General features: G+C 65.3%; 27 protein-coding genes and 1 pseudogene. 15 read left to right on the forward strand and 13 right to left on the reverse strand.

Translation table 11 applies throughout. The features are described from left to right. Positions 1–81: 81 nt before the first annotated feature. The 3 genes from FJ943_RS23345 (at position 82) to FJ943_RS23355 (ending at position 2,886) form a co-directional block, all read left to right on the forward strand. Positions 82–1,302: a helix-turn-helix domain-containing protein gene (locus FJ943_RS23345; protein ID WP_140725275.1), complete on the forward strand. Its 1,221-nt coding sequence runs from the start codon at positions 82–84 to the stop codon at positions 1,300–1,302. 34 nt (positions 1,303–1,336) lie between these two features. Next, on the forward strand, positions 1,337–1,969 hold the full coding sequence (locus FJ943_RS23350) for a PQQ-binding-like beta-propeller repeat protein (protein ID WP_140725278.1): 633 nt from the start codon (positions 1,337–1,339) through the stop codon (positions 1,967–1,969). Between the two features lie 86 nt (positions 1,970–2,055). Further along, positions 2,056–2,886 carry an aldo/keto reductase gene (locus FJ943_RS23355; RefSeq protein WP_140725281.1) on the forward strand — a complete coding sequence of 277 codons (831 nt, stop codon included), beginning with the start codon at positions 2,056–2,058 and terminating at the stop codon, positions 2,884–2,886. A 21-nt stretch (positions 2,887–2,907) separates the two neighbouring features. Here FJ943_RS23355 and FJ943_RS23360 read toward each other — a convergent pair whose 3' ends face one another. Then, entirely contained in the window at positions 2,908–3,216 is a 309-nt protein-coding gene (locus FJ943_RS23360; RefSeq protein ID WP_015316958.1) for a hypothetical protein, read from the reverse strand. A 198-nt stretch (positions 3,217–3,414) separates the two neighbouring features. Here FJ943_RS23360 and FJ943_RS23365 point away from each other — a divergent pair. The 3 genes and pseudogenes from FJ943_RS23365 (at position 3,415) to FJ943_RS29710 (ending at position 6,169) form a co-directional block, all read left to right on the forward strand. Then, positions 3,415–4,121: pseudogene (locus FJ943_RS23365) on the forward strand (glutathione S-transferase family protein). A 340-nt stretch (positions 4,122–4,461) separates the two neighbouring features. Further along, positions 4,462–5,964 carry an ATP-binding protein gene (locus tag FJ943_RS23370; protein WP_015316960.1) on the forward strand — a complete coding sequence of 501 codons (1,503 nt, stop codon included), beginning with the start codon at positions 4,462–4,464 and terminating at the stop codon, positions 5,962–5,964. 64 nt (positions 5,965–6,028) lie between these two features. Beyond that, positions 6,029–6,169, forward strand: a complete 141-nt coding sequence (locus FJ943_RS29710; protein ID WP_181174613.1) for a hypothetical protein — start codon at positions 6,029–6,031, stop codon at positions 6,167–6,169. An 88-nt stretch (positions 6,170–6,257) separates the two neighbouring features. Here the strand turns inward: FJ943_RS29710 and FJ943_RS23375 are convergent, their stop codons facing one another. Continuing rightward, on the reverse strand, positions 6,258–6,536 hold the full coding sequence (locus FJ943_RS23375) for an usg protein (protein WP_015316961.1): 279 nt from the start codon (positions 6,534–6,536) through the stop codon (positions 6,258–6,260). 386 nt (positions 6,537–6,922) lie between these two features. Between FJ943_RS23375 and FJ943_RS23380 the strand changes: the two genes are divergently transcribed. The 7 genes from FJ943_RS23380 to FJ943_RS23415 all read left to right on the forward strand — a co-directional run bounded on the left by FJ943_RS23380 (position 6,923) and on the right by FJ943_RS23415 (position 11,715). Next, on the forward strand, positions 6,923–7,237 hold the full coding sequence (locus FJ943_RS23380; protein ID WP_015316962.1) for a co-chaperone GroES: 315 nt from the start codon (positions 6,923–6,925) through the stop codon (positions 7,235–7,237). Positions 7,238–7,296: 59 nt separating this feature from the next. Further along, positions 7,297–8,928 (forward strand): chaperonin GroEL, encoded by a 1,632-nt coding sequence (groL, locus tag FJ943_RS23385; protein WP_140725284.1) that lies wholly within the window; start codon positions 7,297–7,299, stop codon positions 8,926–8,928. Between the two features lie 60 nt (positions 8,929–8,988). Further along, a complete protein-coding gene (locus tag FJ943_RS23390; protein WP_015316964.1) occupies positions 8,989–9,213 on the forward strand; it encodes a hypothetical protein in 225 nt (74 codons plus the stop codon). A gap of 138 nt (positions 9,214–9,351) precedes the next feature. Continuing rightward, positions 9,352–9,660 (forward strand): DUF982 domain-containing protein, encoded by a 309-nt coding sequence (locus FJ943_RS23395; protein ID WP_015316965.1) that lies wholly within the window; start codon positions 9,352–9,354, stop codon positions 9,658–9,660. Positions 9,661–9,765: 105 nt separating this feature from the next. Then, positions 9,766–10,341, forward strand: coding sequence for a cupin domain-containing protein (locus tag FJ943_RS23400; RefSeq protein WP_140725287.1), 576 nt, complete (start codon positions 9,766–9,768; stop codon positions 10,339–10,341). Between the two features lie 771 nt (positions 10,342–11,112). Next, positions 11,113–11,337 carry a hypothetical protein gene (locus tag FJ943_RS23410; RefSeq protein ID WP_023782864.1) on the forward strand — a complete coding sequence of 75 codons (225 nt, stop codon included), beginning with the start codon at positions 11,113–11,115 and terminating at the stop codon, positions 11,335–11,337. A gap of 69 nt (positions 11,338–11,406) precedes the next feature. Beyond that, a complete protein-coding gene (locus tag FJ943_RS23415) occupies positions 11,407–11,715 on the forward strand; it encodes a DUF1236 domain-containing protein (protein WP_140725290.1) in 309 nt (102 codons plus the stop codon). A gap of 114 nt (positions 11,716–11,829) precedes the next feature. Here the strand turns inward: FJ943_RS23415 and FJ943_RS23420 are convergent, their stop codons facing one another. From FJ943_RS23420 to FJ943_RS23460, 9 genes are all read right to left on the reverse strand, one after another. Then, entirely contained in the window at positions 11,830–12,804 is a 975-nt protein-coding gene (locus FJ943_RS23420; protein WP_140618010.1) for a nucleoside hydrolase, read from the reverse strand. Positions 12,805–12,864: 60 nt separating this feature from the next. Further along, a complete protein-coding gene (locus FJ943_RS23425) occupies positions 12,865–13,863 on the reverse strand; it encodes an ABC transporter permease (RefSeq protein ID WP_140725293.1) in 999 nt (332 codons plus the stop codon). Positions 13,864–13,954: 91 nt separating this feature from the next. After that, entirely contained in the window at positions 13,955–14,929 is a 975-nt protein-coding gene (locus FJ943_RS23430; protein WP_015316970.1) for an ABC transporter permease, read from the reverse strand. Continuing rightward, the gene (locus FJ943_RS23435; RefSeq protein ID WP_140725295.1) at positions 14,926–16,473 is read right to left on the reverse strand and encodes a sugar ABC transporter ATP-binding protein; all 1,548 of its coding nucleotides are present in this window, start codon (positions 16,471–16,473) and stop codon (positions 14,926–14,928) included. The genes FJ943_RS23430 and FJ943_RS23435 overlap by 4 nt, the downstream gene beginning before the upstream one ends. Positions 16,474–16,680: 207 nt before the next feature. Continuing rightward, on the reverse strand, positions 16,681–17,715 hold the full coding sequence (locus FJ943_RS23440) for an ABC transporter substrate-binding protein (RefSeq protein ID WP_015316972.1): 1,035 nt from the start codon (positions 17,713–17,715) through the stop codon (positions 16,681–16,683). 89 nt (positions 17,716–17,804) lie between these two features. Beyond that, positions 17,805–18,719, reverse strand: coding sequence for a sugar phosphate isomerase/epimerase (locus FJ943_RS23445; RefSeq protein WP_140725298.1), 915 nt, complete (start codon positions 18,717–18,719; stop codon positions 17,805–17,807). Between the two features lie 35 nt (positions 18,720–18,754). Then, entirely contained in the window at positions 18,755–20,287 is a 1,533-nt protein-coding gene (locus FJ943_RS23450) for a mannitol dehydrogenase family protein (RefSeq protein WP_140725301.1), read from the reverse strand. Further along, positions 20,284–21,066 carry an SDR family oxidoreductase gene (locus tag FJ943_RS23455; protein ID WP_140725304.1) on the reverse strand — a complete coding sequence of 261 codons (783 nt, stop codon included), beginning with the start codon at positions 21,064–21,066 and terminating at the stop codon, positions 20,284–20,286. Before FJ943_RS23455 ends, FJ943_RS23450 begins: the two co-directional genes overlap by 4 nt. A 78-nt stretch (positions 21,067–21,144) precedes the next feature. Continuing rightward, the gene (locus FJ943_RS23460) at positions 21,145–22,038 is read right to left on the reverse strand and encodes a MurR/RpiR family transcriptional regulator (protein ID WP_140725306.1); all 894 of its coding nucleotides are present in this window, start codon (positions 22,036–22,038) and stop codon (positions 21,145–21,147) included. Between the two features lie 198 nt (positions 22,039–22,236). Between FJ943_RS23460 and FJ943_RS23465 the strand changes: the two genes are divergently transcribed. Continuing rightward, on the forward strand, positions 22,237–23,424 hold the full coding sequence (locus FJ943_RS23465; RefSeq protein ID WP_140725309.1) for a Gfo/Idh/MocA family oxidoreductase: 1,188 nt from the start codon (positions 22,237–22,239) through the stop codon (positions 23,422–23,424). Between the two features lie 45 nt (positions 23,425–23,469). Here FJ943_RS23465 and FJ943_RS23470 read toward each other — a convergent pair whose 3' ends face one another. Beyond that, positions 23,470–23,934, reverse strand: a complete 465-nt coding sequence (locus tag FJ943_RS23470) for an NUDIX domain-containing protein (protein WP_140725312.1) — start codon at positions 23,932–23,934, stop codon at positions 23,470–23,472. A gap of 184 nt (positions 23,935–24,118) precedes the next feature. On the opposite strand from FJ943_RS23470, the gene FJ943_RS23475 reads away from it, so the two are divergent. Further along, the gene (locus FJ943_RS23475) at positions 24,119–24,652 is read left to right on the forward strand and encodes a sterol desaturase family protein (protein ID WP_140725315.1); all 534 of its coding nucleotides are present in this window, start codon (positions 24,119–24,121) and stop codon (positions 24,650–24,652) included. 80 nt (positions 24,653–24,732) lie between these two features. Here FJ943_RS23475 and FJ943_RS23480 read toward each other — a convergent pair whose 3' ends face one another. Next, positions 24,733–25,116, reverse strand: coding sequence for a YkvA family protein (locus tag FJ943_RS23480; RefSeq protein ID WP_140725545.1), 384 nt, complete (start codon positions 25,114–25,116; stop codon positions 24,733–24,735). Between the last annotated feature and the right edge of the window lie 93 nt (positions 25,117–25,209).

Consider the following 25,209-nt stretch of genomic DNA (forward strand, 5'->3'; position numbering starts at 1 on the left):
ACGTCTTGCTGGTTGACGGTACTGACGTAAGTTAGGGCGGCGCTGCGCCGAGATGGGAGTTACAAGTGTGACGGGATTTGAATGGACTCGCTGATCACCGCGGCAGCGCTGGCGCTGGCGGCCGGCGATCCGCTCGGCGCGCTCGACCGCGTTGCCCTGCGCGAGGATGCGCCGGCGCTGGCGCTGCGCGGCATTGCCATGGCGCAGCTCGGCGACTTCGATCGCGCCAAGCTCTTGTTGCGGCGGGCCGCGCGTGCCTTCAGTCCGAAAGAGGCGGTGGCGCGCGCCAGATGCGTCGTCGCCGAGGCCGAGATCGCGCTGGTTTCGCGCGATTTGGGCTGGCCGGCCAAGGCGCTCGACGCGGCCCGCACGGCGCTGGAAAAGCATGGCGACCGGTTGAACGCAGCGCATGCCGGTCACCTCAAGGTACGGCGCCTGCTCTTGATCGGCCGCCTCGACGAGGCCGAGCAGGTGCTCGCCGGGCTCGACCCGGCGCCGCTGCCGCCGGCGGCAAGAGCCGCGCACGAACTCGCCGTCGCCGGCATCGCCATGCGGCGCCTGCGGACCAGGCCGGCGCGCGCGGCGCTGGAGTGGGCGCGCCATGCCGCTCGCAAGGCCGGCATTCCCGGCCTCATCGCGGAGGTCGACAGCGCGTGGCTGGCACTGGAGACACCCGCGGCGCGGCTGATCGCGCAGGGCAGGGAGCAGCCGCTGCTGCTCGAAGAGGTCGAGGCATTGCAGGGATCGCCGGCGCTGGTCGTCGATGCTTTCCGCTACGCCGTGCGCGTTGGGCGGACCACGGTTTCGCTGGCGAGCCGGCCTGTGCTGTTCGCCTTGGCGCGGACGCTCGCCGAAGCCTGGCCCGGTGATGTTTCGCGGGGGGAACTCGTGGCGCGGGCCTTCGGCGGCAAGCATGCCGATGAATCGCATCGCGCGCGCCTGCGCGTCGAGATCGGGCGGCTGCGTGCCGAGCTTCGCGCATTGGCCGGCATCGACGCCACCAGGCATGGCTTCACGCTGGTGCCGCGCCAGGCCCATGCGGTGATGGTGCTGGCGCGGCCGATCGAGGAACGGCATGCGGCCGTGCTTGCCTTGCTGGCCGACGGCGAGGCCTGGTCGAGCTCGGCCCTGGCGCTGGCACTTGGAACCGGCCAGCGCAGCGTGCAGCGGGCGCTTGAGCCGCTTGCCGACGCCGGCAAGGTACAGTCCTTCGGCCATGGCCGGGCGCGCCGGTGGATGACGCCGCCGGTGGCGGGTTTCACGACCACCTTGTTACTCCCCGCGCCGCTTCCCAATGGCTAGAAAGTGACGACGACCACCATTGAGGGACAAGGACATGAAACATTCGGCAGCCGAAATCTTGAGGGAATACGGGCCCTTTCCCGGTGCCAACACGGTGGCCGGGGTAAGCTTTGACGGCAAGAATGTCTGGTTCGCCTCGGGCGACAGGCTGAACGCCTTCGATCCGGAGAGCGGGCAGGCCCTGCGCTCGATTGATGTCGCGGCACATGCCGGCACCGCCTATGACGGCCGGCATTTCTTCCAGCTTGCCAAGGACCGCATCCAGAAGATCGATCCCGACACGGGCGAGGTGCTTTCCACCATTCCAGCCCCCGGCAATGGCGGCGATTCCGGGCTGACCTGGGCCGAAGGCACGCTGTGGGTCGGCCAGCACCGGGAGCGCAAGATCCACCAGATCGACCCCGAGACCGGCACGATCCTGCGCACCATCGAATCCAACCGGTTCGTCACCGGGGTGACCTGGGTCGACGGCGAATTGTGGCACGCCACCTGGGAGGGCGACGAAAGCGATCTGCGCCGCGTCGACCCTCTGACGGGCAAGGTTCTGGAGAAGCTCGACATGCCTGCCGGCATGGGCGTCTCGGGGCTGGAGTCCGATGGCGCCGACCGACTGTTCTGCGGCAGCGGAAACGCCGGCGTGGTGAGGGCGGTGCGCCGGCCTAAATGAGGGTCCGCGAATTTTCCCCAATCGACTGGCCGTCGTGCGATGCCAAACCTAGATAGGCTGGACCATCCCCGCAAAAGGATTCTCCCATGCCCGAACAGATCACGCTGAACGACGGCACCGCCATTCCCCAGCTTGGCCTTGGCGTCTGGCAGGTGGATCACGACATCACGGCACAGGTGGTGGGCTGGGCGATCCAGGCCGGTTACCGGCTGATCGACACCGCCGAGGGTTACCGGAACGAGGAAGGGGTCGGCGAGGCGATCCGCGCCGCCGGCGTGCCGGCGGCAGAACTGTTCATCACCTCGAAGCTGCGCAACGGCGCCCACCAGCGCGATGCGGCGCTTCGGGCCTTCGACGACACGATGAAGAAGCTCGGCGTCGAGCAGCTCGACCTGTTCCTGATCCATTGGCCGGTGCCCAGCCAGGACAAATATGTCGAGGCCTGGAAGACGCTCGTCGAGCTGAAGCAGGCCGGCCGCGTCAAGTCGATCGGCGTTTCGAATTTCAACAGGGATCATCTGGAGCGCATCATCGGCGAGACGGGCGTGACGCCCGTCGTCAACCAGATCGAGCTGCACCCTCGCTTCCAGCAGCGCGATCTGAGAGAATTTCACGCCCGGCACGACATCCATACGGAAAGCTGGAGTCCGCTGGGCAGCGGCCGGCTGCTGAGCGACCCGACCATATCAGGCATTGCCCGCAAACACGGCAAGTCCACCGCGCAGACAATGATCCGCTGGCATCTCCAGCAAGGGCTGATCGTCATCCCGAAGTCGGTGCGCCAGGACCGCATCGCGGCCAATTTCGACGTCTTCGATTTCGAACTGGACGCGCAGGACCTGGAGACGATCGCCGGCATGGATTCGGCTGACGGCCGTAACGGTCCGAATCCGGCGACGGCGGCGTTTCTGTTCTGAGAGGACGAAGCGGCCGGCGCGCTAAATCCCCGAGCCGTCCAGCTGTTGCGCGTCGTCGCCTTCCCACGGCGCCGGCATCGAGGCGCCCCGGCTGAGATTGGCCGAGGGCATCGGCATCCAGCACTTCAGCTCCGGCTCGGCATATTCGACGACGCGGCCGGGCGAGGAATCGGAGGCGCGCCAGCCCTCGTCACCGAACTGATCGGCGCGTGACCAGTAGGCGAGGTCGACTTCCGCCGGCCCCTGCTCGGATGGGCGGACCGTCACGAGGATCCGGCTGCCATCTTTTGGCGCGCTCGACATGTGGCGCCAGCGGTCGGGCTCGTCCATCGTATTTCCTCCTGCCTTGCTGTGGGATGAAGTGTCGCCTCGTCGTCGGAGACGGTCAACCCAAACTTTGCGCAACCCATCCTGTTTCGATGGGCTGCTCGTTCCGCCCGGCGCGCGGGCAGTGGATGATTTGTCGGATTGCACCAGCCGTATCCGTCCTTGATCTGGCGACGGTCGCCGGGACAAGGAGAGGCATTCATGAGTGACGAAGTCGAGCCGGTGCCGGCTGGGCTGGAGACAAAACTGTACTTCAGCCGCAACCCCAATCCGCGCCTGGGGTCGCGGTGGCGCGTCATCTCGGGGCGAGGGTGACCTTCGAATTCGCGTCGCCCTTCGCGCCGGGGCAAGCGGAGCGATTCCGGCCCCTCAACCCCAACCTTTCCCTGCCCATACTGGTCTGGCCCGGCGGAAGCTTGTGGGAGGCCGACGCCATAGCGTGCCGGTTGTCGCGCGACATGGGTTCCGATTTCTGGCGCAGCGGCGACGATGAGCCCGAGATGATCCGCTGGCTGAGTTGGGGCAAGGAGAATTTCATGCGGGCCTGCGACATGGTGCATTTCGAGCGCGGCACCAAGCAGCGCTATCACATCGGGCCGATCGATCACCAACTGGTCGAGGATGGGCTGAAACTGTTCCGCACGACGGCGGCGATCCTGGAGACCGCGCTTGCGGGCCGGCAATGGCTGGTGGGAGACGAAGTCTCTTATGCCGATTTCCGCATGGCGACCTTCCTGCCTTTCAACGATGTCGCGGGCCTGCCGCTCGGCGACTATCGACTGGTCGATCGCTGGTACCGGCGGCTCGAAGCGATCGACGCCTGGCGTGATCCCTTCGAGGGTCTGGACGCGCCGCGATTGCCGCCAGTCCCAGGACAGGCCGAGCCGCATGAGGCGCCGAGGCTGTAGTCGAAAGGGGTGGCGACCGGCGTATACGTTTGGAGAGAAACTTGAAAACGCCGGCCGCCATTTGGGGGCGTTGGGGTGCATCGCTTTGGGGGGCGATGCAGAGGCCAGGCTAAGCGGATGGCCGGCCGCCGCAATCGAAACGCCGGCTCATGGTGAACAGGCGGTTACTATCCACAGGTCAGGGCCGTAAACGCCAGACGGCCCGCCGGATCGCGGCCGTCCATCGCGGCCAGATCGTCGTTGTCTCGGCTGTGCGCAACGCGAATCGCCGGCCATGCCACGCTCGACGGGCCGCGATCGGATTGCTAAGCCCGTCTGCGAAGGAGCTGATGAGTCTGGCATGACCGTTGCGATCGAGATGGGACACACGACAGCGGGCGCGCCGGCGAAACTCGATCTCGAGGAGTTGCTGGCGACCCGCCTTCTGGTGCAGGGCAATTCGGGCTCCGGCAAGTCGCACCTCTTGCGGCGTCTCCTGGAACAGAGCGCGCCTTGGGTGCAGCAGACCATCATTGATCCGGAAGGCGACTTCGTATCCCTGGGCGAACGCTACGGCCATCTGGTGATCGATGCCGAGGAGCATACCGAGCGCGGCTTGCAGGCGGCCGGCGAGCGGGCGCGCATCCACCGTGTCTCGACCGTGCTCAACCTCGAAGGCCTCGATGCCGAGAACCAGATGCGGCGCGCCGCCGCTTTTCTCGGCGGGCTATTCGAGGTCGCGCGCGACCACTGGTACCCGATGCTGGTGGTGGTCGACGAAGCTCAGCTTTTCGCGCCGGCGGTGGCCGGCGAGGTGTCGGACGAGGCGCGCAAGCTTTCGCTCGGCGCCATGACCAACCTGATGTGCCGGGGCCGCAAGCGCGGGCTTGCCGGCATCATCGCCACGCAGCGGCTGGCCAAGCTCGCCAAGAACGTCGCGGCGGAAGCCTCCAATTTCCTGATGGGCCGCACCTTCCTCGATATCGACATGGCGCGCGCGGCCGATCTCCTAGGCATGGAGCGGCGGCAGGCGGAGGCGTTCCGCGATCTGGAGCGCGGCCAGTTCATGGCGCTGGGGCCGGCACTGTCGCGCCGGCCGCTCGGCCTGCGCATCGGCCCGACCGACACCAGCCCGCGCAACGGCACGCCCAAGCTGATGCCGCTGCCGGAGGCGGCGCTCGAGGATGCCCGCGCCATCATCCTGGCCGCCCCGCCGCCCGAGACGATGCGTGCGCCGCGCCGGGTGGCGTCGCCGGACCTGCTCGACCAGTTGATGGCGGCGAAGTCGGCTGCGCTGGAAATCCGCCCCGAACCGGCGGAGCCGCAAGTCAGCGCCGAGGATCTGGCGGAGCGGCGCGAGCGGGTGGACCGCGTGCTGCGCGCCATTCTTGCACAACCTGACGCGGGCTTCCGCGTGATCGGGGTGCTCTACCAGGAGTTTGTCGTGCGCTGCCGCATCGAGGGCCTCGCCTCGGTCGTGCCTGATCTGCCCGCCTTCCGGCGCATGTTGACGCGCGCCCGTGCCGGGCTGGGGGCCGAAGCCAGCGAGGACGATGTGTGGCGCGACGTCTCGGTGCGCGCTTCGCTGCTGCCGGAGGACATGCAAGGCGTGTTCATGATGATCGCGCGCGCGGCGAAGGAGGGCTGGCCGTGCCCGAGCGATGGCGCGATTGCCCGCGCCTACGGCTCGCATTCCATGCGCCGCGCCCGGCGGCTGCTCACCTATATCGAGGAGCAGGGCCTCATCGTCTGCCAGGTCGACGGCACGGGGAAGCGCACCGTGACGCTGGTCGAACTCGCCTGGGCAACGGCGCCCGGCGATCCCAATGCCGAGGGGGCGGAGCAGGGGAGTTTGGCGCTGTGAGGGCGGCCATGGCGGCCGTGGCGCATCGCGATCTCATCGACAAACGCTGATCCGCTGGTTCTCGATGACGAACTTGGCGGCGGTCGGCATCGCCTCGCTGGCGCTTGCGCGGTCCCCGGCAAGCGGCGCCGGGTGGCTGGTGCCGGGAACCCGCGGCTCGATCCTTGCCGGGCTCGGCGTGACGCTGGTCAACCATCGTATCTGAAGCTTGCTTGCAGACGGCGGGTGCGAAGGCGATGCTGAGGTCGCTGGTCGGCTTCTGGTAAGGTCAGCACCGCGCGATGACGCCGCCCTTACTGGACCGTGATGACACCGTCGACCGCCCGCCATTCCGATGGGGTGATGAGCCGGTGGTGGGCGATGTGGACGGAGTGAAGCGGCCCGTCCAATTCGCGCTCCCAATAGGAGAGAAAGCCCTTGAGTTCGGGGAACTCCGGCGCCAGGTCGTAGTCCTGCCAGACATAAAGCTGCAGCAGGCTCCGATGGTCAGGCAGACGGTAATGGATTTGTGCGGTGGTCAGGCCATAGCCTTCCATCTGGAGGCGGAACTCCTTGCTGACGCTTGCGATCATTCGTGTCTCCTTTCGGCGGCAGCCGTGGCCGTAACGGCGAAAAAGTCTCTCGGCCCATCGATGTGCGCCGTCGGCAAACAACTCCTTCAGAGGGTGAGCGGTTCCGGCGCCGGCGATGGTACCGGCTCGGATAATTTTGCCGGATCTAGGCGTAAATTCAAGCGGCGGCTCCCGACGCAGAGCGAATAAGACCGCCATAACGTTGGCACTCCGCCGGCGTGAGTGCTAAAATTTTCTGGCCGGCCTCTTGAAACCGAAAAAAGGGAAAACTAGCTCGATATGCGCGCGCGATGCCTGACAAAGGGTCGCCGCATTCCGCATCGGCCCGAATTGCCGGTCCGGTGTGGAGGAAGCTGAAAACCTGTTTGTCCCAAGAGGAGAACGACATGGCGTTCCGTCCATTGCATGACCGTATCTTGGTCCGCCGCATCGAGGCCGAGGAAAAGACCTCCGGCGGCATCATCATTCCCGATACCGCCAAGGAAAAACCGCAGGAAGGCGAAGTCATCGCCGTCGGTCCCGGCGCGCGCGACGACAGCGGCAAACTGACCGAGCTGGATGTCAGGGTGGGTGACCGTATCCTTTTCGGCAAATGGTCCGGCACCGAGATCAAGCTCAATGGCGAGGACCTGCTCATCATGAAGGAAAGTGACGTGATGGGCGTGATCGAACAGACCGCGCAAGTGAAGAAGGCCGCCTGACGGCTTCTTAGAAAATCCACCAGTCAACGAATGCTGCCTAGAGATAGAGGAGTGATCCAATGGCTGCCAAAGAGGTAAAATTCCATACCGAAGCGCGCGAGAAGATGCTGCGCGGCGTCGATATCCTGGCCAATGCGGTGAAGGTGACGCTCGGCCCCAAGGGGCGCAATGTCGTCATTGAAAAGTCGTTCGGTGCGCCGCGCATTACCAAGGATGGCGTCACCGTCGCCAAGGAAATCGAGCTTGAGGACAAGTTCGAGAACATGGGCGCGCAGATGGTGCGCGAAGTCGCCTCCAAGACCAATGACCTTGCCGGCGACGGCACCACCACCGCGACCGTGCTGGCCCAGGCCATCGTCAAGGAGGGCGCCAAGGCCGTTGCCTCGGGCATGAACCCGATGGACCTGAAGCGCGGCATCGACAAGGCGGTGGACGCCGTCGTCGCCGAGCTGAAGGCCAACGCCCGCAAGGTGACCCGCAACGACGAGATCGCGCAGGTCGGCACCATCTCTGCCAATGGCGACGCCGAGATCGGCCGCTTCCTCGCCGAAGCGATGGAGAAGGTCGGCAATGAAGGCGTCATTACGGTGGAGGAAGCCAAGACCGCCGAGACCGAGTTGGAAGTCGTCGAAGGCATGCAGTTCGACCGTGGCTATCTCTCGCCCTATTTCGTCACCAACCAGGACAAGATGCGCGTCGAACTTGACGAGCCCTACGTGCTGATCCACGAAAAGAAGCTCGCCAACCTGCAGGCGCTGCTTCCGGTGCTGGAAGCGGTGGTCCAGTCGGGCAAGCCGCTGCTGATCATCGCCGAGGATGTCGAGGGCGAGGCGCTGGCGACGCTGGTCGTCAACAAGCTGCGCGGCGGCCTCAAGGTCGCGGCCGTCAAGGCGCCGGGCTTCGGCGACCGCCGCAAGGCCATGCTGGAAGACATCGCGATCCTCACCGGCGGCACCGCGATCTCCGAGGATCTCGGCATCAAGCTCGAGAATGTGACGCTGGAGATGCTGGGCCGCGCCAAGAAGGTGGTGATCGAAAAGGAAAACACCACCATCGTCGACGGCGTCGGGCGCAAGGAAGAAATCCAGGGCCGCGTCGTGCAGATCAAGGCCCAGATCGAGGAGACCACCTCCGACTATGACCGCGAGAAGCTGCAGGAGCGGCTGGCCAAGCTTGCCGGCGGTGTCGCGGTGATTCGCGTCGGCGGCTCGACCGAGGTTGAGGTCAAGGAGCGCAAGGACCGCGTCGACGATGCCTTGCACGCGACCCGCGCGGCTGTCGAGGAAGGCGTGCTGCCCGGCGGCGGCGTCGCGCTGCTTCGGGCCGCCAAGGCGCTCGATGCTGTCCAGACGGACAATGCCGACCAGAAGACCGGTGTCGAGATCGTGCGCCGCGCCATCGAGACGCCGGTCCGCCAGATCGCGGAAAATGCCGGTGCTGAAGGCTCGATCATCGTCGGCAAGCTGCGCGAGAAGGGCGAATTCGGCTGGGGCTGGAACGCTCAGACCAACGAGTTCGGCGATCTCTATGGCCAGGGCGTGATCGACCCGGCCAAGGTGGTGCGCACCGCGCTGCAGGATGCCGCGTCGGTCGCCGGCCTGCTGGTGACCACCGAGGCAATGGTGGCCGAGAAGCCGAAGAAGGAAGCCGCCAGCCCGGCAATGCCGGCCGGCGCCGGCATGGACTTCTGAGGTCCGACCAGTCCGCCCGCTCCTCGACAGGGAGCGGGCATCGGTTGAAGGGAGAGAGATATGGATGCGCTTGCTGACCTTGGGCCCGTGCCCGCGCCGACACATCAGGCAAAGGAGTTCCTGGCCTATGAAAGCGAATGCCGCGGTGCGCTGAAGCCGCTGCTGGCGGAACTGCTCGACAGGGCCGAAGCCGCCGGCTGGAAGCGGCGGACCGTTGCCGCGACGCTGATGTTTCTGGCCGCGCAACAGGTGTCGGAGGCGTCCGAGGCCTCGGCCGGCGGCTGAGCGCTGACGTTCAGTCCCATGAACCTTACGGGCAGTCCCATGAACCTTACGGGCAGTCCCATGAACCTTACGCGGCGGGCCGCGCCTTCCGGTGTTCGGCCCGCCGCGGGTCCGCACAATCGAGAGGAGGCACAAGCCATGAATCGCTGGCAGTTTGAAGAACCGGTGACCATTCTGGTCGGAATGGGCTTTCCGAGGAAGATCGAAAGCGTGATGGAAGCCTACGCGCTGTTGCAGGACTGGCCGGCCGCCAGCCGCAACGGCGCTCATGCCGTCGCCCTCAATGCCTGCAAGGCGGGCATCGCCGGTGAGATCGACCCGGAGACGGTGCGCGCGACGCTGGTCACCTTCGCACGCCGCAACGACATATTGCTGCCGGATATGGTTTCGCCGGCCGCTGCGATGGACAATGCGCTGCAGGCAGGGCGAGGCGGCAGGTCCGCCTGATCTTCAGCGATCCGCCTCGCGGCGGTGGCGGGCGCGAGCCCGCGGGGAACCAAGCGATGGCCATCGGGTTGAATCAGCGTTGGTTCCCCGAGGCGAGGCGACGTCGTGGCCGAACAGGTGACCGGTGCCGCAAGACCGGACAGCCGTCATGCGGCCGACCTTGTCAGGCCGCGCAAAGCGAACGAGTTCAGGTTTGGCGATGATGGCCTGGTGCCCAATCATCCGTCCTGGCCGCTGGTCGTCTATCGCGGCGCAGTGAGATTGCCGGAAGACTTCGATCCCGCGGCCGTGTTAGAGGCGCTTTTCTCGGCCAATGGCTGGGGAGACAGCTGGCGCAACGGCATCTACGATTATGTTCACTACCATTCGCGCATCCACGAAGTGCTCGGCGTGGCGCGTGGCACGGCGAAGGTCCGGTTTGGCGGCAAGAAGGGCCGAACGCTGGCGCTGAAGGCCGGCGATGTCGCGGTTCTTCCGGCCGGCACGGGGCACCAGCGCATCTCCGCTTCGGACGACTTTCTCGTCGTTGGCGCCTATCCGCCGGCCGGTACCTATGACGAATGCACGACCACCGCCGACCACGCCAAGGCGGTGGTGACGATCCCCAAGGTCGGCCGTCCGCGCAAGGACCCCGTCTATGGAAGCAAGGGCCCGCTGCTGGCGGCGTGGAAGAAAGATTGAGTTCGCCGAAGGCGAAAGAGAGCAGGCCCTGCCTCGGAACGATCGACGGGCAGATCGAAGCATAGTTCATCACTCCGGTGGAACGCTCTCGGGCATTGGAGGTTGATAGCCGTCGAATGCTTTATCAACGGACTGGAAAACGGAGAGAGCCCGCCTTCGGTTGACGCCGGGGCGGGTTCTTTTTTGTCTGAGATTCTCGGGATTGATGGCGCGCGGGAACATGTCCGGCATGCCAGGCGCAATGGGAGCAAGCCTGGAGAAAGCAGGTGGTGAAGAGATTGCGCCTGCCTCGGAGCGGACAGACGACTGATACCGTCTACATTCCGTAGGTGAGGGCAACATAGATCGCCGGGATAAGCGTCAGGCAGATCGCCATTCCCACGACAACGGCGATGGCCAAGCGCTCGGTTCGCCTGACAAGATCGACCATGTTGGCGTCCTCACTCAGACAGACGGGCGGGCCCGACGGGATTTCCGGGGCCTGAACATCATTGTCATTTGCGGGGCGATTGTCGTCGTGGATGCTCGGTCTCTGGGCTGATGTCACTGCTTGCCTCGCTCTCAGAATATCCGGCGGTCGAGCTGGATTCCGCGATGATGGGTGATTGGCTGCGTTGCTCCGGCGCGAAACCCAACGTATCGGCAAGAAATGGGTTGCCGCATACGACTTCAGTCTTGCCAATTATTAGACCTAAGCCTTGCCTGGGAACGCAATGCAGCGGGAGCCGTTGCTGACCGGTGACAACTCAAAGAATAGGAGAGGAGAAAGTCATGGCTGACGGCCCAACTGTTGTTAACTCTGGAGGTGGCGGCGGCACTGCGGTCGCTATTGTTCTTGCGATAATCGCCATCGTTGTCCTGCTGATATTTACCGGTGTCATCAACATCGGCGGCGGCGGCGGGAAGGACATCAACGTGAAGGTTGAGGCGCCAAAGGTGGAAGCTCCGGCCACTTCAGCGCCCGCGAAGCCAGCGGCACCTGCCAATGGTGGCTGATTGGCTGCGGCAGAGGCCAGAATTGTTCTGGCCTCTGAAAATGTGTCTTAGTTCACAAAAGGACTTGTCATGAAAAGGTATCTTGTCGGCGCTGTCGCGGCCCTCGCGCTTGTGGCTGGAATTGGTGCTTCCTTCGCGGGAGACGTCGTAATTCTCAAGCCTGAGCAGCAGACGGTCGTTCGCGAATACATCCACAAGCAAAAACTCGCGTCAGTCAGCCTGCTCGGCGTCGAACTCAACGTCGGCTCCGCTCTCCCTGACACTGTCGAGCTTCATACAATCGACGTCCCCGACGTCAGATACAAATACACTGTTGTCGGCGATCATGCGGTTCTGGTTGATCCCGATACACGCAGGGTCGTGCAGATCATCGAGTGATGCTGGTAGCTTGCCCCTGGCCAACGGGGGCGGCCCGCCGTGCCGCAAATGGCGCGGCGGGCTTTCTATGCGGAGCCACTTAATCCCTGTGAACATCGCCGAAACCTTCACCCGTCAGGCCTTGGCGTGGGTTAGCCGCTCCAGCGCATCGACGATCAGGCCGCAGAATTTCGGATGGTCAAGTTTCATCGCCACGGTATGGCGGAAGTCGACCTGCTCGCTCGCAGTGCCGCCAAAATGGTGCATCCCGCCCATCTTCTCGAAATTGCACACCGTCATGCCCTTGGTCCACCGCCCGGCGATTTCGACGCGGATATCGGCCTTCTCGGTGGTGAAGACGGTCGGGTCGATCATGGCCGCGACGCAGCACGCGTCGTGGACGGCTGGATACTCGATCTGCAGGAGGCCGCCATGCGTGGTCGCTATGAACTCCCAGATATCGAGGATGAACTTGGCGATCGGGCCGCCGACGGCGCGCACCCTGTTTTGCAGGTCCGGAGTGGCCAGCGCCTGGTGCGTGAGGTCGAGGCCGACCATGGTGACATCCCAATCGGCGCGGAACACGACGTCTGCGGCCTCGGGGTCGCCATAGACATTGAACTCCGCCGCTGGCGTGATGTTGCCGCGCGTGTAGGCTCCGCCCATCGCGACGACGCCCTTCACTCGATCGATGATGCGTGGGTCCTTGCGGATGGCGAGCGCGATGTTGGTGTAGGGACCGACCGGCACCAGCGTGATGGTTTTCGGCTCGTGTGCCATGACCGTGTCGATGATGAAGTCGACGGCATGCCGCTTGTCGAGTTCGAACGAGGCGGGCGGCAGGACGGGGCCGTCGAGCCCGGTATCGCCATGGATTTCGACGGCCAGCACCTGGTCGCCGATGAGCGGGCCGGGTGAGCCCTTCGCCACCGGCACCTTGATGCCGTAGGCGGTGCATACGGCCAGAGCATTGCGCGTGGTGTTCTCGACATTGTGGTTTCCCGAAACCGTCGTGATGCCGAGAAGGTCGATATTCGGGTTTCCCGCCGCAAGCAGGATGGCGATGGCGTCGTCGTGCCCCGGATCGCAGTCCAGGATGATTTTTTCCATGATTTCGTCTCCCTTGTCGCCAAAGCCTGTGGCTGCCCCGTGCCAATAGTCGGCCCGCGCCTACTTGTCCTCGACAATGCGCAGATAGGCCGCCGTCACGAACAGGACGATCAACCCGAACAGTATCCGCCTCGCTCCCTCCGGCATCTGCAAAATCGTCAGCAGCGTCGTCAGCACCGTGAGGATCAGCGCGCCGATGATGGTGCCGGTGTAGCCGCCGCGGCCGCCGAAGATGGAGGTGCCGCCGATGACGGCCGCCGCCACCGAGGGCAGCACCAGCGGTTCGGCGAGCGACAGCGACGGCGCCTTGATCAGGCCGATATAGAGCAGGCCGGTGACGCCGGCGAGCACGCTGGAGGTGACGTAGAGCGCCGTGATGACCTGCCAGTATTGCACGCCCGACAAGCGCGTCGCGCGCTCATTGTCGCCGACGGCGTAGAGCAGGCGGCCGAAGCCGGTGCGGGCAAGCGTGAAGACGATGAGGGCCGCCAGCGGCACGAACAGCAGCAGGGCGTTGGGGAAGGCAAAGCCGAGTACAGGGGTGACAGCGGTACCCAGCCAGGCGAGAAAGTCGGGGATCTTGGCGCCGGACGCGATCACCGTGCGCTGGTAGACCTGCAGGCAGCCGGTGCCGATCAGGCTGGTGCCCAGCGTCATGATCAGCGGGTGGACGCGGAAGACACCGACGCCGATGCCGTTGACGAGGCCGATCAGCACCGCCGGCATCATCGCCAGGAGGAAGGCCACAGCCGGGTCCTGGCTGACGATCTGCGTTGCCATGATGAAGGCGCTCATCGTCGCCACCGTGCCGACCGAAAGGTCGATGCCGCCGGTCAGCATGGTCATGGTCTGGCAGCCGGCGAGGATCGCCAGCGGAATGGCGAATTTGATGGTGTTGGCGATCCAGCGCTCGTTGACGATGCCGGGGCGCAGGATCTGCAGGATCACCACCAGGATAACCAGCAGGATGATCAGCGGGATGAGGGGCCGGTCGGCCATGAAGCGTTTTATGCGGCGGCCGAAGGAGACCGGCGCGGGCGTGATCGCGGTGGTGCTCATGGAGTGGCTCCCGTTCGCGAGGAGGGGGGCTTGGTGGTGGTGTTCTGGAGGGATGGTGCTCTACGGCGCCGTACAGCGCTGCGGGTGAATTTCATGATTGCCGCCCTCGCATCGTGATGAAGGCGCCGAACATCACCACGGCGACCATGATCAGGCCTTCGATGATGGCGGTGACGTTGGGGTCGATGGCGAGCAAGGTGAGATCCGTGCGCACCAGCCGCAGCACGAAGACGGCGACGATGGGGCCGAGCAGGCCGCCCTTGCCGCCGCCGAGCGCCACGCCGCCCAGCACGACCGCGGCGACGCTGGCCAGGAGATAGGGGCCGGGGATCGGCGCGCCGATGCCCGTGCTCATGGTCAGCGCCAACCCGCCCATGGCCGCGAACAGGCCTGACAGCGCGTAGGCGATGACCCTGGTGCGGGCGACAGGCACGCCGCTGCGGAACGCCGCCAGTTCGCTGGAGCCGATGGCGTAGATGGAAAGGCCGAGGCGCGACCGTCGAAGCGGTATCCAGACGATGCAGAGGCAGACGATCAGCACCAGCAGCGCCTTGGGCAGCCACGCGTCGACGGCGTCGGGCAGGCCCGGGATCGGCACGGTGCCCGAGATCAGCGCCTTCAGCCATTCGGCCGCCGCGCCGCCCGGGGCGCCGAGCACCAGAAGGGCCGCGCCTTGCAGCACGAACAGCATGGCCAGCGTGACGACGATGTCCGGCACGCGGGTGACGACGATGAGCATCCCGTTGACGGCGCCCAGCACGAACCCCATGGCGAGCACGAAAGGCACCACGAACAGCGCGTATTCCTCGCTCGCGCCCGCCATCATCGAGGCGGCGGTGACGCTGGTCAACGCCATCATGGCTGCGACCGAGAGATCGATGCCGCCGGCGATGACGACGACCGTCTGCGCGGCGACGGCAAAGGCGTAGGGTAGCACGGCCCGCGCCAGCGAGCCGAAATCGCCGCTGCCATAGCCGGGCTGGATGATCTTGGTGGCGATGAACAGGATGACGAGGAGGGCGAACAGGCCTGTTACCCAGCCCTGCCGGCGCAGGAAATGGCTCATGGCGTTGCCTCCGGCGCATCGGAAGCATTCGCCGTGGGTGCGGCCAAAATACCGATATCCGCCTTGACGCCGCGCGGCAGGCCGTAGGCGGCGCGCATCAGCGTCGGCTCGTCGGCCTCCTCGACAGGGAAAATATCGACCAGGCGGCCGCCGAAGATGACGATGACGCGGTCGCAGACGCGCTGCACTTCTTCCAGTTCGGAGGTGTAGAACAGAACCGACTTGCCGTTGCCGGCGAGCTCGCGCAGCAGACGATAGATCTCCTGCTTGGTGCCGACATCGATGCCGCGCGTCGGGTCGAAACACAGGATGGTGCGCGCGTCGGCCGCGATCCAGCGAGCGATGGTGACCTTTTGCTGGTTGCCGCCGGACAGGCGCTGCACCTCGCCTTGAGCGCGGGTGTCGATCTGCAGGCGCTGGATGGCGCTCGCCACGGTGGCGCGCTCCTTGCGCATACGAATAGGCCCCCAGTTGCGCAGGGCGGCACTGAAGGGGAGCGCAATGTTCTCCCGCACCGAGCGCTGCATGGCGAGCGCCTCGGAACGGTCGCCCGGCACATAGGCGACCCCCGATCGGATGGCGTCGATCGGGTGGGCGAATTTCACCGGGCTGCCGTCGACCTCGATCGTGCCGCCCGATGGTTTGATCGAGCCGGCAAGGGCGGCGAACAGTTCGTCCTGGCCCTGGCCTTCCAGCGCCACGACGCCGGCCACCTCGCCATCGCGGAGATCGAAGGAGACATCGCTGAGCTTGGTCCCGACGCGCAGGTTTCGCACGGCGATGCGCGGGCGAGCAGGGGGGCGGGCCTCTTCGCTGGCGCCGCGGGCGGCGACATGGGTCTTGACAATGCGAGTGCCGAGCATCAGCTCGACGATCTTTTCCTCGACGCCCGGCACGATGTCGACGACGCCGACGGTCGCGCCGTCGCGCAGCACCGTGGCGCGGTCGCAAAGGGCCGAGATTTCGACGAAGCGGTGGGAGATGAAGATCACGGCGCGGCCGGCGTCGCCCTGCCGGCGCACCACTTCCAGCACCTTTTCGGCAAGGTTGGCGGGGAGTGCGGCCGTCATCTCGTCGAGCAGCAGCACGTCGGGCTCGACGGCCAGCGCGCGGGCCAGGTCGAGCACGCGCAGGATGGCGAGCGGGATGTCGCGCGCGGTGTCGCGCAGGTCGAGGTCAGGTATGCCGAGTTCGCGTACCCAGGCGCGGAACGGCTCGACCGGCGTGCCGGTCAGCCGCAGATTGGACAGCACATCGAGATCGGGGATCAGCGACGGCTCCTGGTAGACAGGCAGCAGCCCGGCCCGGCGCGCGGCGGCCGGCGAGCGTATGTCGCGCGCCTCGCCACGGATCAGGATGCGTCCGGCATTGGCTGATATCGCGCCGGTCAGGATCTTCACCAGCGTCGACTTGCCGGCGCCATTGGCACCCATCAGCGCATGCACCTCGCCCGGCAGCACGGAGAGCGACGCATCGCGGAGAGCCGCGACCGCGCCGTAGTTCTTGGCGACGCCTGACGCGTCGAGGAGGGGACTGGTGGTCAAATGATTTGGGTCTCGATTTATGTGCCTAATAACCGCGAATGTCAGCGCCGCCCCTCACCTGCCTGCCGGCATCCTCTCCCCGTATAGAGACGGGGAGAGGGGCTTGCCTCCGGCGTTGCGGCCAGCTTCTCTCGCCCCGTTTTACCGGGAGAGATGTCCGGCAGGACAGTGAGGGGCGGCGCCGACCATGGTCAGCAAAGCCGCTGCTTACTCGCCCGGGCCCTTGCAGGCCACGATCTGGTCCTTGGTATACGTCGTCCAGTCGGGGATCATGATCGAGACCGGCCATTCAGGGCTCAGCGACGGGTCGGCGGCGGCTTTCAGCTTGGCCTTGCCTTCCTCGGTGGCATTCTCCCACAGCTGCGGGTCGACCAGCACGGTCTGCTGGGCCGGCTTCTTGCCGTCGAGGATCTGCAGCGCCAGCGTCACGCCGGCACCACCGATCGAGCCGGGGTTGGTGACGGCGGCACCCACGAGGCCCTTGACCGAGCTCAGCTGGCCGACGAAGCCGGCATTGTCGGCGCCGACCACGGGCACCAGCGGCGCCTGCGATTCGACCAGCGCGTCGACGATGACGTTATCGATGCCCGACGTCCACACGCCGTTGAACGGCGTGCCGGTGGCCAGGAAAGACAGCATCTGCTGCTTGGCCTGGTCCTGCTGCCAGCCGGTGAAGACCTCCTGCGCCACCTTCACGTCGGGGAATTCGGCCAGTGCCTTCTTGAAGCCTTTGTCGCGATCGCTATCGGCCGAAGCGCCCGCCGCGCCGCGCATGTAAAACACCTCGCCCTTGCCGCCCATCTGCTGGAACAGCCATTTGGCACCGAGATACGCATACTGCTCCTGGTTGTTGGAAATGATGTAAGCCGACGGCTCGGTGACCGCCTGGTCGACGGCGACGACGACGATGCCGGCCTTGGTGGCTTCTTCCAGGCCGGCCTTGATGCCGGCCGGGTCGGCGGGGTTGACGACGATGGCGTCGACCTTGGCGCTGATCAGGTTGCGGATGTCTTCCAGCTGGCCGGCGGCATCGGTGTTGCGGTGGGCGATGTTGAGCTTGGTCACTTCGCCGGAGGCGAGCGCCTGCGCCTTCATGGCGCAAACCATTTCCTCGCGCCAGCCATTGCCCTGCACGGTGTTGGAAATGCCGATCGTGTATTTGCCGGCAGCGGACGACACGCCCACCGAGGCCAGCAGCGCCGCGCTGGCAAGCAGCGGGACCATGGTCAGATAGTTCTTCATTTCAGTCTTCCTCCACATTGTTTTTCAGTTCAGTTTTAACCTGTTGGGCCGCGCCACTCACAATCAGAGTCAAGTGGCTCGCTTTGCCGTTACTTGACGAAGGGACGCAGCACGTCGCGGGCGAGCAGAAAGCCCCGCTTCACCTGCTCGTCGCTGCCTTCAAATCGCCTGTCCTCGTGTTCGATGATGACCGATCCGTCATAACCGGCGCGGTAGAGGCCCGAGAAGAAGCCGCTCCAGTCGACATCGCCCAGCCCCGGCATGCGCGGCACCTGCCAGCCTATGCCCGCCGACAGAATTCCGCGCTCGTACAAACCATCATGATCAATCATCAGGTCCTTGGCGTGGACATGCAGCATATAGGGGCCGAATTCCCGGATGAAGCGGGCCTGGTCGATCATCTGCCAGACCAGATGCGAGGGGTCGAAATTCATGCCGACATCGCCGCCCCAGGCTTCGAGAATGCGACGCCAGACCTGCGGCGAATAGGCGATGTTGTGCCCGCCCGGCCATTCATCATGGCTGAAGATCATTGGGCAGTTTTCGAAGGCGAGTTTTACCCCGTGGCCGCGCGCATGGGCAACGATTTCCGGCCAGACTTTCAGCGCGTCCTGCCAGTTGACGTCGACTGTCTTGGAGGCATCGCCGCCGCAGAAGGTGTTGACCAGGGGAACGCCCATGTTGGCGGCCAGGACGATGACCTTCTTCAGGTGGCCGATGACCGCCTCGCGATGGGCGGTATCCGGGTGCAGCGGGTTGGGGTAATAACCGAGACCGGAGACCGTGAGGTTCTTTTCCGCCAGCGATGCAACGATTTCTTTCGCCCGCGAGGCCGAAGTGCCATCGACATCGATATGGCTGGTGCCGGCATAGCGGCGGGTCGCGCCGGAGGTTTTCGGCCAGCAGGCGATTTCCAGTGCCTCGAAGCCGACAGAGCTTGCCCAGCCGGCGACCTCGCCAAGCAGCGTGTCCGCGAACGGTGCGGTGAGCAGTCCAAGTTTCATCATGCCTCCCCTGGCCGCGAACCCGCGATCGATTCCTATAATGCCGATTGTTTGGATCGCTTCAACCTCGCGACCTCATCTTGTTCGAGACTGTGACGGACTGCCGCCATCGGATCGCCCGAAAGCAGTTCGCCAAGCGCTGACGTGACGGCCCGCCGGAACGTCTCGTCCGCGGCAAGGCCCGGGTCGAATATCGTGTCGATGGCCAGGATGGCGGAAGCCAGCGCCCGCGCATCGTGGCCGGTTTCGTCCGCAATCGCGGCGACCTTGCCGGCATAGGGATCCGACACCGGCCAGCGCTTGCCGAAGCGCGCCGAGGCCAGGATCAGATAAGCCATCCAGCCGGCGACCGGCACCGACAGCAGGCCGATGCTGGCCCCCAGGTTCAGGCGGTCGCGGATCGGGTTGAGCAGGCGCTGCACGATTTTTTGCGAGCCATCGGTGGCGATCTGGTGGTTGCGATGGTGGATCGCGGTGTTCTTCAACCGGCCAAGGCTCTGCTCGACATAAGCAGATGGATTCATGCCAGCCACCGGCATCAGTGTCGGCAGGGTTTGCTCGACCAGCATGCGCCTGACGAAGACCGAAAGCAGCGGGTCGGCGATGGCATCCGACGTGTGTTCGAGGCCGGCCAGTACGCCGAGCGTGGCGAGTGTCGTCTGGGCGCCGTTGAGCACCCGCATCTTGAGATGCTCGAACGGGGTGACGTCGTCGACAAAGGTCGCGCCGGCCAGGTCCCAGCGCGGCATGCGGCCGGCGAACTTTTTCTCGATCACCCATTGCCGGAAGGGTTCGCCGACAGCGACGGCGGCGTCGCGATAGCCGAACCGTCGCTCGACGCCGTCGAGATCGTCCTGTGTCACCGCCGGAGCGATGCGGTCGACCATGGCCGAGGGGAAGGCGGCATTGGCCGCGATCCAGTCGGCCAGGCCATTGCCGCGCCGTTCGGCAAAGCTCCGCACGACATTTTCCAGGATGACGCCGTTGGTCGGAATGTTGTCGCAGGAGAGCAGCGTCAGCTTCCGGCCATGCGTGGCCCTGCGTTGCTCCAGCGCCCGCGTGAGGATGCTGGGCACGCTGCGGGGCGCTTCCGGGTTGGCGAGGTCGTGGACGATGTCGGGATGATCGAGGTCGAGCGCGCCAGTCGAGGGCACATGGCAATAGCCTTTTTCGGTCACCGTCATCGTCACCAGCTCGATGTCGGCGGAGACGAGCACCTCGAGCGCCGGTGCGGCGCTGTCCTGGCTGTCGACCACCTTCACGATGCTGCCGATGACGCGTGCCTCGACATCATCGTTCTCGCGGATCAGCCTTGTGTAGAGGCCGTCTTGCCGGCCAAGCGTCTCGGCCAGGGCGGGCGGGCGAATGTTGATGCCGACGATGCCCCAGCGGTCGAACCGTCGCGAAAGCAGGTCGTCGGTGTATTCGGCCTGGTGACAGCGATGGAAGGCTCCGACGCCCAGATGCGCCATGCCTGGTGAGAGCGCCGCGCGGTCGTATGACGGCTTTTGCACGGCCGCGGGGAGCCGCTCCAGCAGTCTGGGCCCGAGCCTTTCGATGGCGTTCACCGGTTCGCCCCGATCACCGACTGTTCCTGATCGATCACCGCGCCGGTCATCGGCCCGGCCGCGTCGGAAAGCAGGAACACGGCGAGATTGGCGATATCGTCCGGCTTGAGCAGCCGACCGAAGGGCTGCGCGGCATTGGCGGCGTCGAGCCATCCCGGGCCATTGCCCAGCGTCCGCGCCTGCATGATGCGTTCGGCCGGCGTGTCGGTCCAGCCGACATTGATGCCGTTGACGCGGATGCGGTCGAAGCGGTGGGCGTTGGCGGCGTTCTTGGTCAGCGTCGCCAGCGCACCCTTGGTGGCGGAATAGACGGCGAGTTCCGGCGAGCCGCAATGGGCGTTGATCGACAGGATGTTGACGATCGCGCCGCCCTGGCCACGCTTCTTCATGTCGGCGATCGCGGCCTGCATCAGGAAGAAGGGCGCACGGGCGTTGACGGCAAACAGCGCCGACCAGTCGTCCGGCGTGGCGTCGAGGAAGGAGGCACGGTCGGTCAGGCCGGCGGCGTTGACGAGGCCGTCGATGCGGCCGAAACGCCCGATGCAGGCCTGCGCCAAGAGGGCGGGAGTTTCCGGGTCTCCAAGGTCGGCGGCGACGAAGAGCGTCGGCGTACCGATGGCCGACAGTTCCGCAGCCACGGCCTCGCCGCGCTTGCTGTCGCGCCCGGTGATCAGCAGGCCGGCAGCGCCGGAGCGCGCCAGCGTCTCGGCGATGGCACGGCCGATGCCTTGCGTCGACCCGGTGACCAGCGCCACCTTGCCTTCGAGCCTGATCTCCATTCCTCCTCCCGGAACAAAGTTTCTATTTCCTGAAATATGGAATGCCAATTCCCGATAGTCAATTGTACCAGCGGCGCCTCATGTGCCGCGGCGCGCCGCGACGCCTTGGACCAGCGCCATGCCCACCGCCAGCGACGCCGCCAGCGAGCGGAAGCCGGCGAAGTCGGATTCCACCACTTCCAGCCAGCTGTCCGACAGCCGGATCAGCGGCGAGAAGGTGCTGTCGGTGATGGTGACGATGCGCGCCTTGCGCTCATGCGCGACGGCCACCAGGTCCGGCGTGATCGAATTGTAGGGGCTGAAGGACACCGCCAGCACGGCGTCGCGTGCGCCAATGCAGCCGACCTGATCGAGCGCAGTCGAGCCGACATTGTCGACCAGCACATTGCGCACGCCTTGCTGCGAAAGCGTCAGCGACAGATAGGTGGTGACGGGGAAGGCGCGCTTGGAGCCGATGACGTAGATCAGGTCCGCCTTGGCCAGCGTCGCCACCATCTTCTCGAAGCTTTCGATATCGAGGCCGCTTTCGATGCGGCCGAGCGAGGCCTGCGAGGCGCCAACCATGCCGCGCAGGAAATGCGTGGCGGCATTGGGCTCGGCCTCGGCGCGCTGCTCGCCGCGGCCTTCCGGCCACGATCCCTTGACGTGGTCCTTGAACAGGCCCTGGAAATCGGAAAAGCCGGAATAGCCGAAGATCTGGGCGAAGCGAACCAGCGTCGAGGGCTGCACGCCGGCCTGTGCCGCCACCTGGGCAATGGTGCCGAGCGCCACCTCGCTCGGGTGCTGCCACAGGAAGATCGCCACCTGGCGCAGGCGCTTGGGAAAATGCACGGTGCCGGAAGACAGCACCGCGCGCAGCTCCTCATAGGTTCGCGGCTGTATATAGCCAAGTGCCGCCAGCGAACGGCCGCGTTTGCGCGTCGCTGCCTCGTCGGCACTGGATCGTCCGGATGGTTTTCTCGCCCCGCTCATGAATTCAGGCTAGCGCGATACGATCGTTTTACAATATGGATTTTGGAAATGGTGTTCGATGAGGATAGGGCGAGGCTCGGCGATTTCGTCATCCCATGGCGAAGCAGCCGCGCAGATCCTGGGTCTACGCGCGTCGCTTCGCTCCTTGCTACGCCCTGGGATGACGACCCCGCTATTGATCAGCCCCGAGGAGAAAACATGGTCTATGCAACATCGGATGGATCGACGCGCCAGCGTCTGTGCGTCGGCATGGTCGGCGGCGGCCGCAATGCCTTCATCGGCGCCGTGCACCGGCTGGCCATGCGCCTCGACGACCAGATCGCGCTGGTTGCTGGCGCGCTGTCGTCCGACCCGGACAATGCCGCCGCCTCGGCCGCCGAGATCGGCATCGCGCCGGAGCGCAGCTATGCCGATTACCGCGCCATGGCCAAAGCGGAGGCCGCGCGGCCGGATGGCATAGAGGCGGTCGTCATCGTCACGCCCAACCATCTGCACGCGCCGATCGCCACCGCCTTCCTCGAGGCCGGCATCGACGTGATCTGCGACAAGCCGCTGTCGACGACGCTGGCCGACGCCGAGGCACTGGTTGCACTCGCGAGGGCGAAAAACCGCCGCTTCGTCGTCACGCTCAACAACACCGGCTACGCGATGGTGCGCCAGGCGCGCGAGATGGTGATGGCGGGCGAGCTTGGCCGGATCGTGTCGGTGCATGGCGCCTACATCCAGGACTGGCTGACCAGGCCGATCGACGCCGACGGCCAGAAGCAGGCGGAATGGCGCACCGATCCGGCGAGGGCGGGGCAGTCGGCGGTGCTGGCCGATATCGGCGTGCATGCCTTCAACCTGGCAGGCTTCATTTCGGGCCGCGAGGCCGAGACGGTGTCGGCCGACCTCTTCACCGCGGTGCCCGGACGCCGGCTCGACGACAATGCCCATGTGCTGGTGCGCTGGACCGATGGGGCACGCGGCACGATCCTGGCCAGCCAGACATCGCCCGGCCACTACAACGACCTCTCCGTGCGCATCTATGGCGACAGGGCCGGGCTCGAATGGTCGGGCGGCCGGCCGGAGGAACTGCGCTTTTCCAGATATGGCGAGGAAACCCGCACGCTGGTGCGCGGCGGCCATGGCTCGACGGAGGAATCCCGCCGCGTGTCGCGCATGCCGGCGGCGCATCCGGAGGGCTATATCGAGGCCTTCGCCAATTTCTACCGCGACGCCGCCGACATCATCCGCGCCCACCGCTCGGGCGGCGCGGTGGATCCGGCCCGCGCGGCGCAAGTGCCCGACGTGATCGACGGGGCGCGCGGCGTGAAGTTCGTCGCCGCCGCGGTGGAGTCGAATGCTGCAGGCGGGGCTTGGACCGCGGCCAGGTTTGCGGGATGAACAGCCGACCTCCGAGGGGAGATCGGCGGCTTTTGCCGTCGGCAATTATTCGATATCCAACTGTTCCGCCAAGTCCGACAGCATCGGGCGCTGACCCTGCAGAATCTTCACCCCGGCTTCGGCCAAGGTGAACCAGCCGGCTCTGTCGACCTCCGGGAATTCCTTCATCGATCCGGACCGCGGCGGCCATTCCATGGTGAAGGTGTTGCTCTTGATGGCGGCCACATCGATGTCGGTCTCGACCGACCAGGCGATGACGATCTTGCCGCCCGGCTGCCTGTAGTCGCCGAGGCGAGCGAAGGGGCCTTCGACCTTCATGCCGAGCTCTTCCTCGGTCTCGCGTCGTGCCGCCGCCAATTCGTCCTCATCCCCGTCGACGAGGCCCTTCGGGATCGACCAGGCGCCATCGTCCTTCTTTGCCCAGAAGGGGCCGCCCGGATGAACCAGCAGCACCCTTATACCATCATCGCTCCGGCGATAGATCAGCAGACCCGCGCTGCGTTTTGCCATGTTTGCATGTCCGTTTGCGGCACCGGTGCGAAGCCGGCCGATTCTGAGCGATCATGGCTGCCGATCTTGCACCTGGAAATTGCGACGCTATGTCAGATGCATCCGCATTGCACCTCATACGCGAGTCCGGCAAACTGATAGCATCGTTTCTGGGGCGGCGTCGAAAATCAGGTGAGGCGTCCGAATGCAGCTGGGTCTGATCGGCTACTACAGCGACTTCGTGGTCTATCCCCTGGTGATCGCCATATTGGGGGTGGCCGGACTGATCGAGGCCGGAGAAGAAAGCGCGCCGGACTGGGTCGGCACGATGCTGATCTGCCTTGGCCTGTGGACGCTGATCGAATATGTGCTGCACCGCTTCGTGCTGCACCACGTCCCGTGGATCCGGGACCTGCACGACCGTCACCATGTCGAGGAGCGCAGTCCGGTGGGCACGCCCACCTGGCTCAGCCTGGGCGTGCACGCGCTGGTGGCGTTCCTGCCCGTCTGGATGGTCTCCGACTTCGCGACCGCCAGCGCCGTGAGTTGCGGGTTGATGCTGGGCTATCTCTGGTACATCAGCGTCCACCACATGATCCATCACTGGCATCCGGCCCATCCGAGCTATCTCTACACGCTCAAGCGCCGCCACGCGGTGCACCACCATATCGACGACAACGCCAATTTCGGCGTGACGTCGCTATTCTGGGACCGGATTTTCGGCACCGCTAGGCTTTGACGTGGGGAACCTTTCGACCAGGCGACCAACTTCATTCGTGGTCTGCCGGGCGACGGGAAACGCCCAGCCTGAAATCCATATCAGGCCGAGCGATCTGGCCAGAATAACCAGATGAGCGCGGCGGCCATCAGAACCCAAATTCCGACGATGAATGCGAGGCCGCCGCGGCTGGTCGGCCTCGATCGGCGAATGGCCTCCGCGCGAAACTCCGCCATCAGATCGGCGGGGATCAACTTCACCGCGAGCAGGATGCCAAGCGGCACGATGATCAGATCGTCCAGATATCCGAGTACGGGAATGAAATCGGGTATCAGATCGATGGGACTGAGCGCGTAGGCGGCGACGATGCCGGCGGCAAGTTTGGCGTACCAGGGAACGCGAGGATCGCGGGCGGCCAGCCACAGGGCCATCACATCGCGTTTGATGGCTCTCGCCCATTGCTTTGCCTTGTCGAGGACAGTCACCCGGCAACTCTCTTTAGAAGGCCCCGAACATCGGGCGCCTCCGCTCTTTCCCTCGATCATTGCAGCGATGTCGACGATCCGCAAACTGACTCC

It is taken from the genome of Mesorhizobium sp. B2-3-10, assembly GCF_006442275.1.
GTDB lineage: Bacteria > Pseudomonadota > Alphaproteobacteria > Rhizobiales > Rhizobiaceae > Mesorhizobium > Mesorhizobium australicum.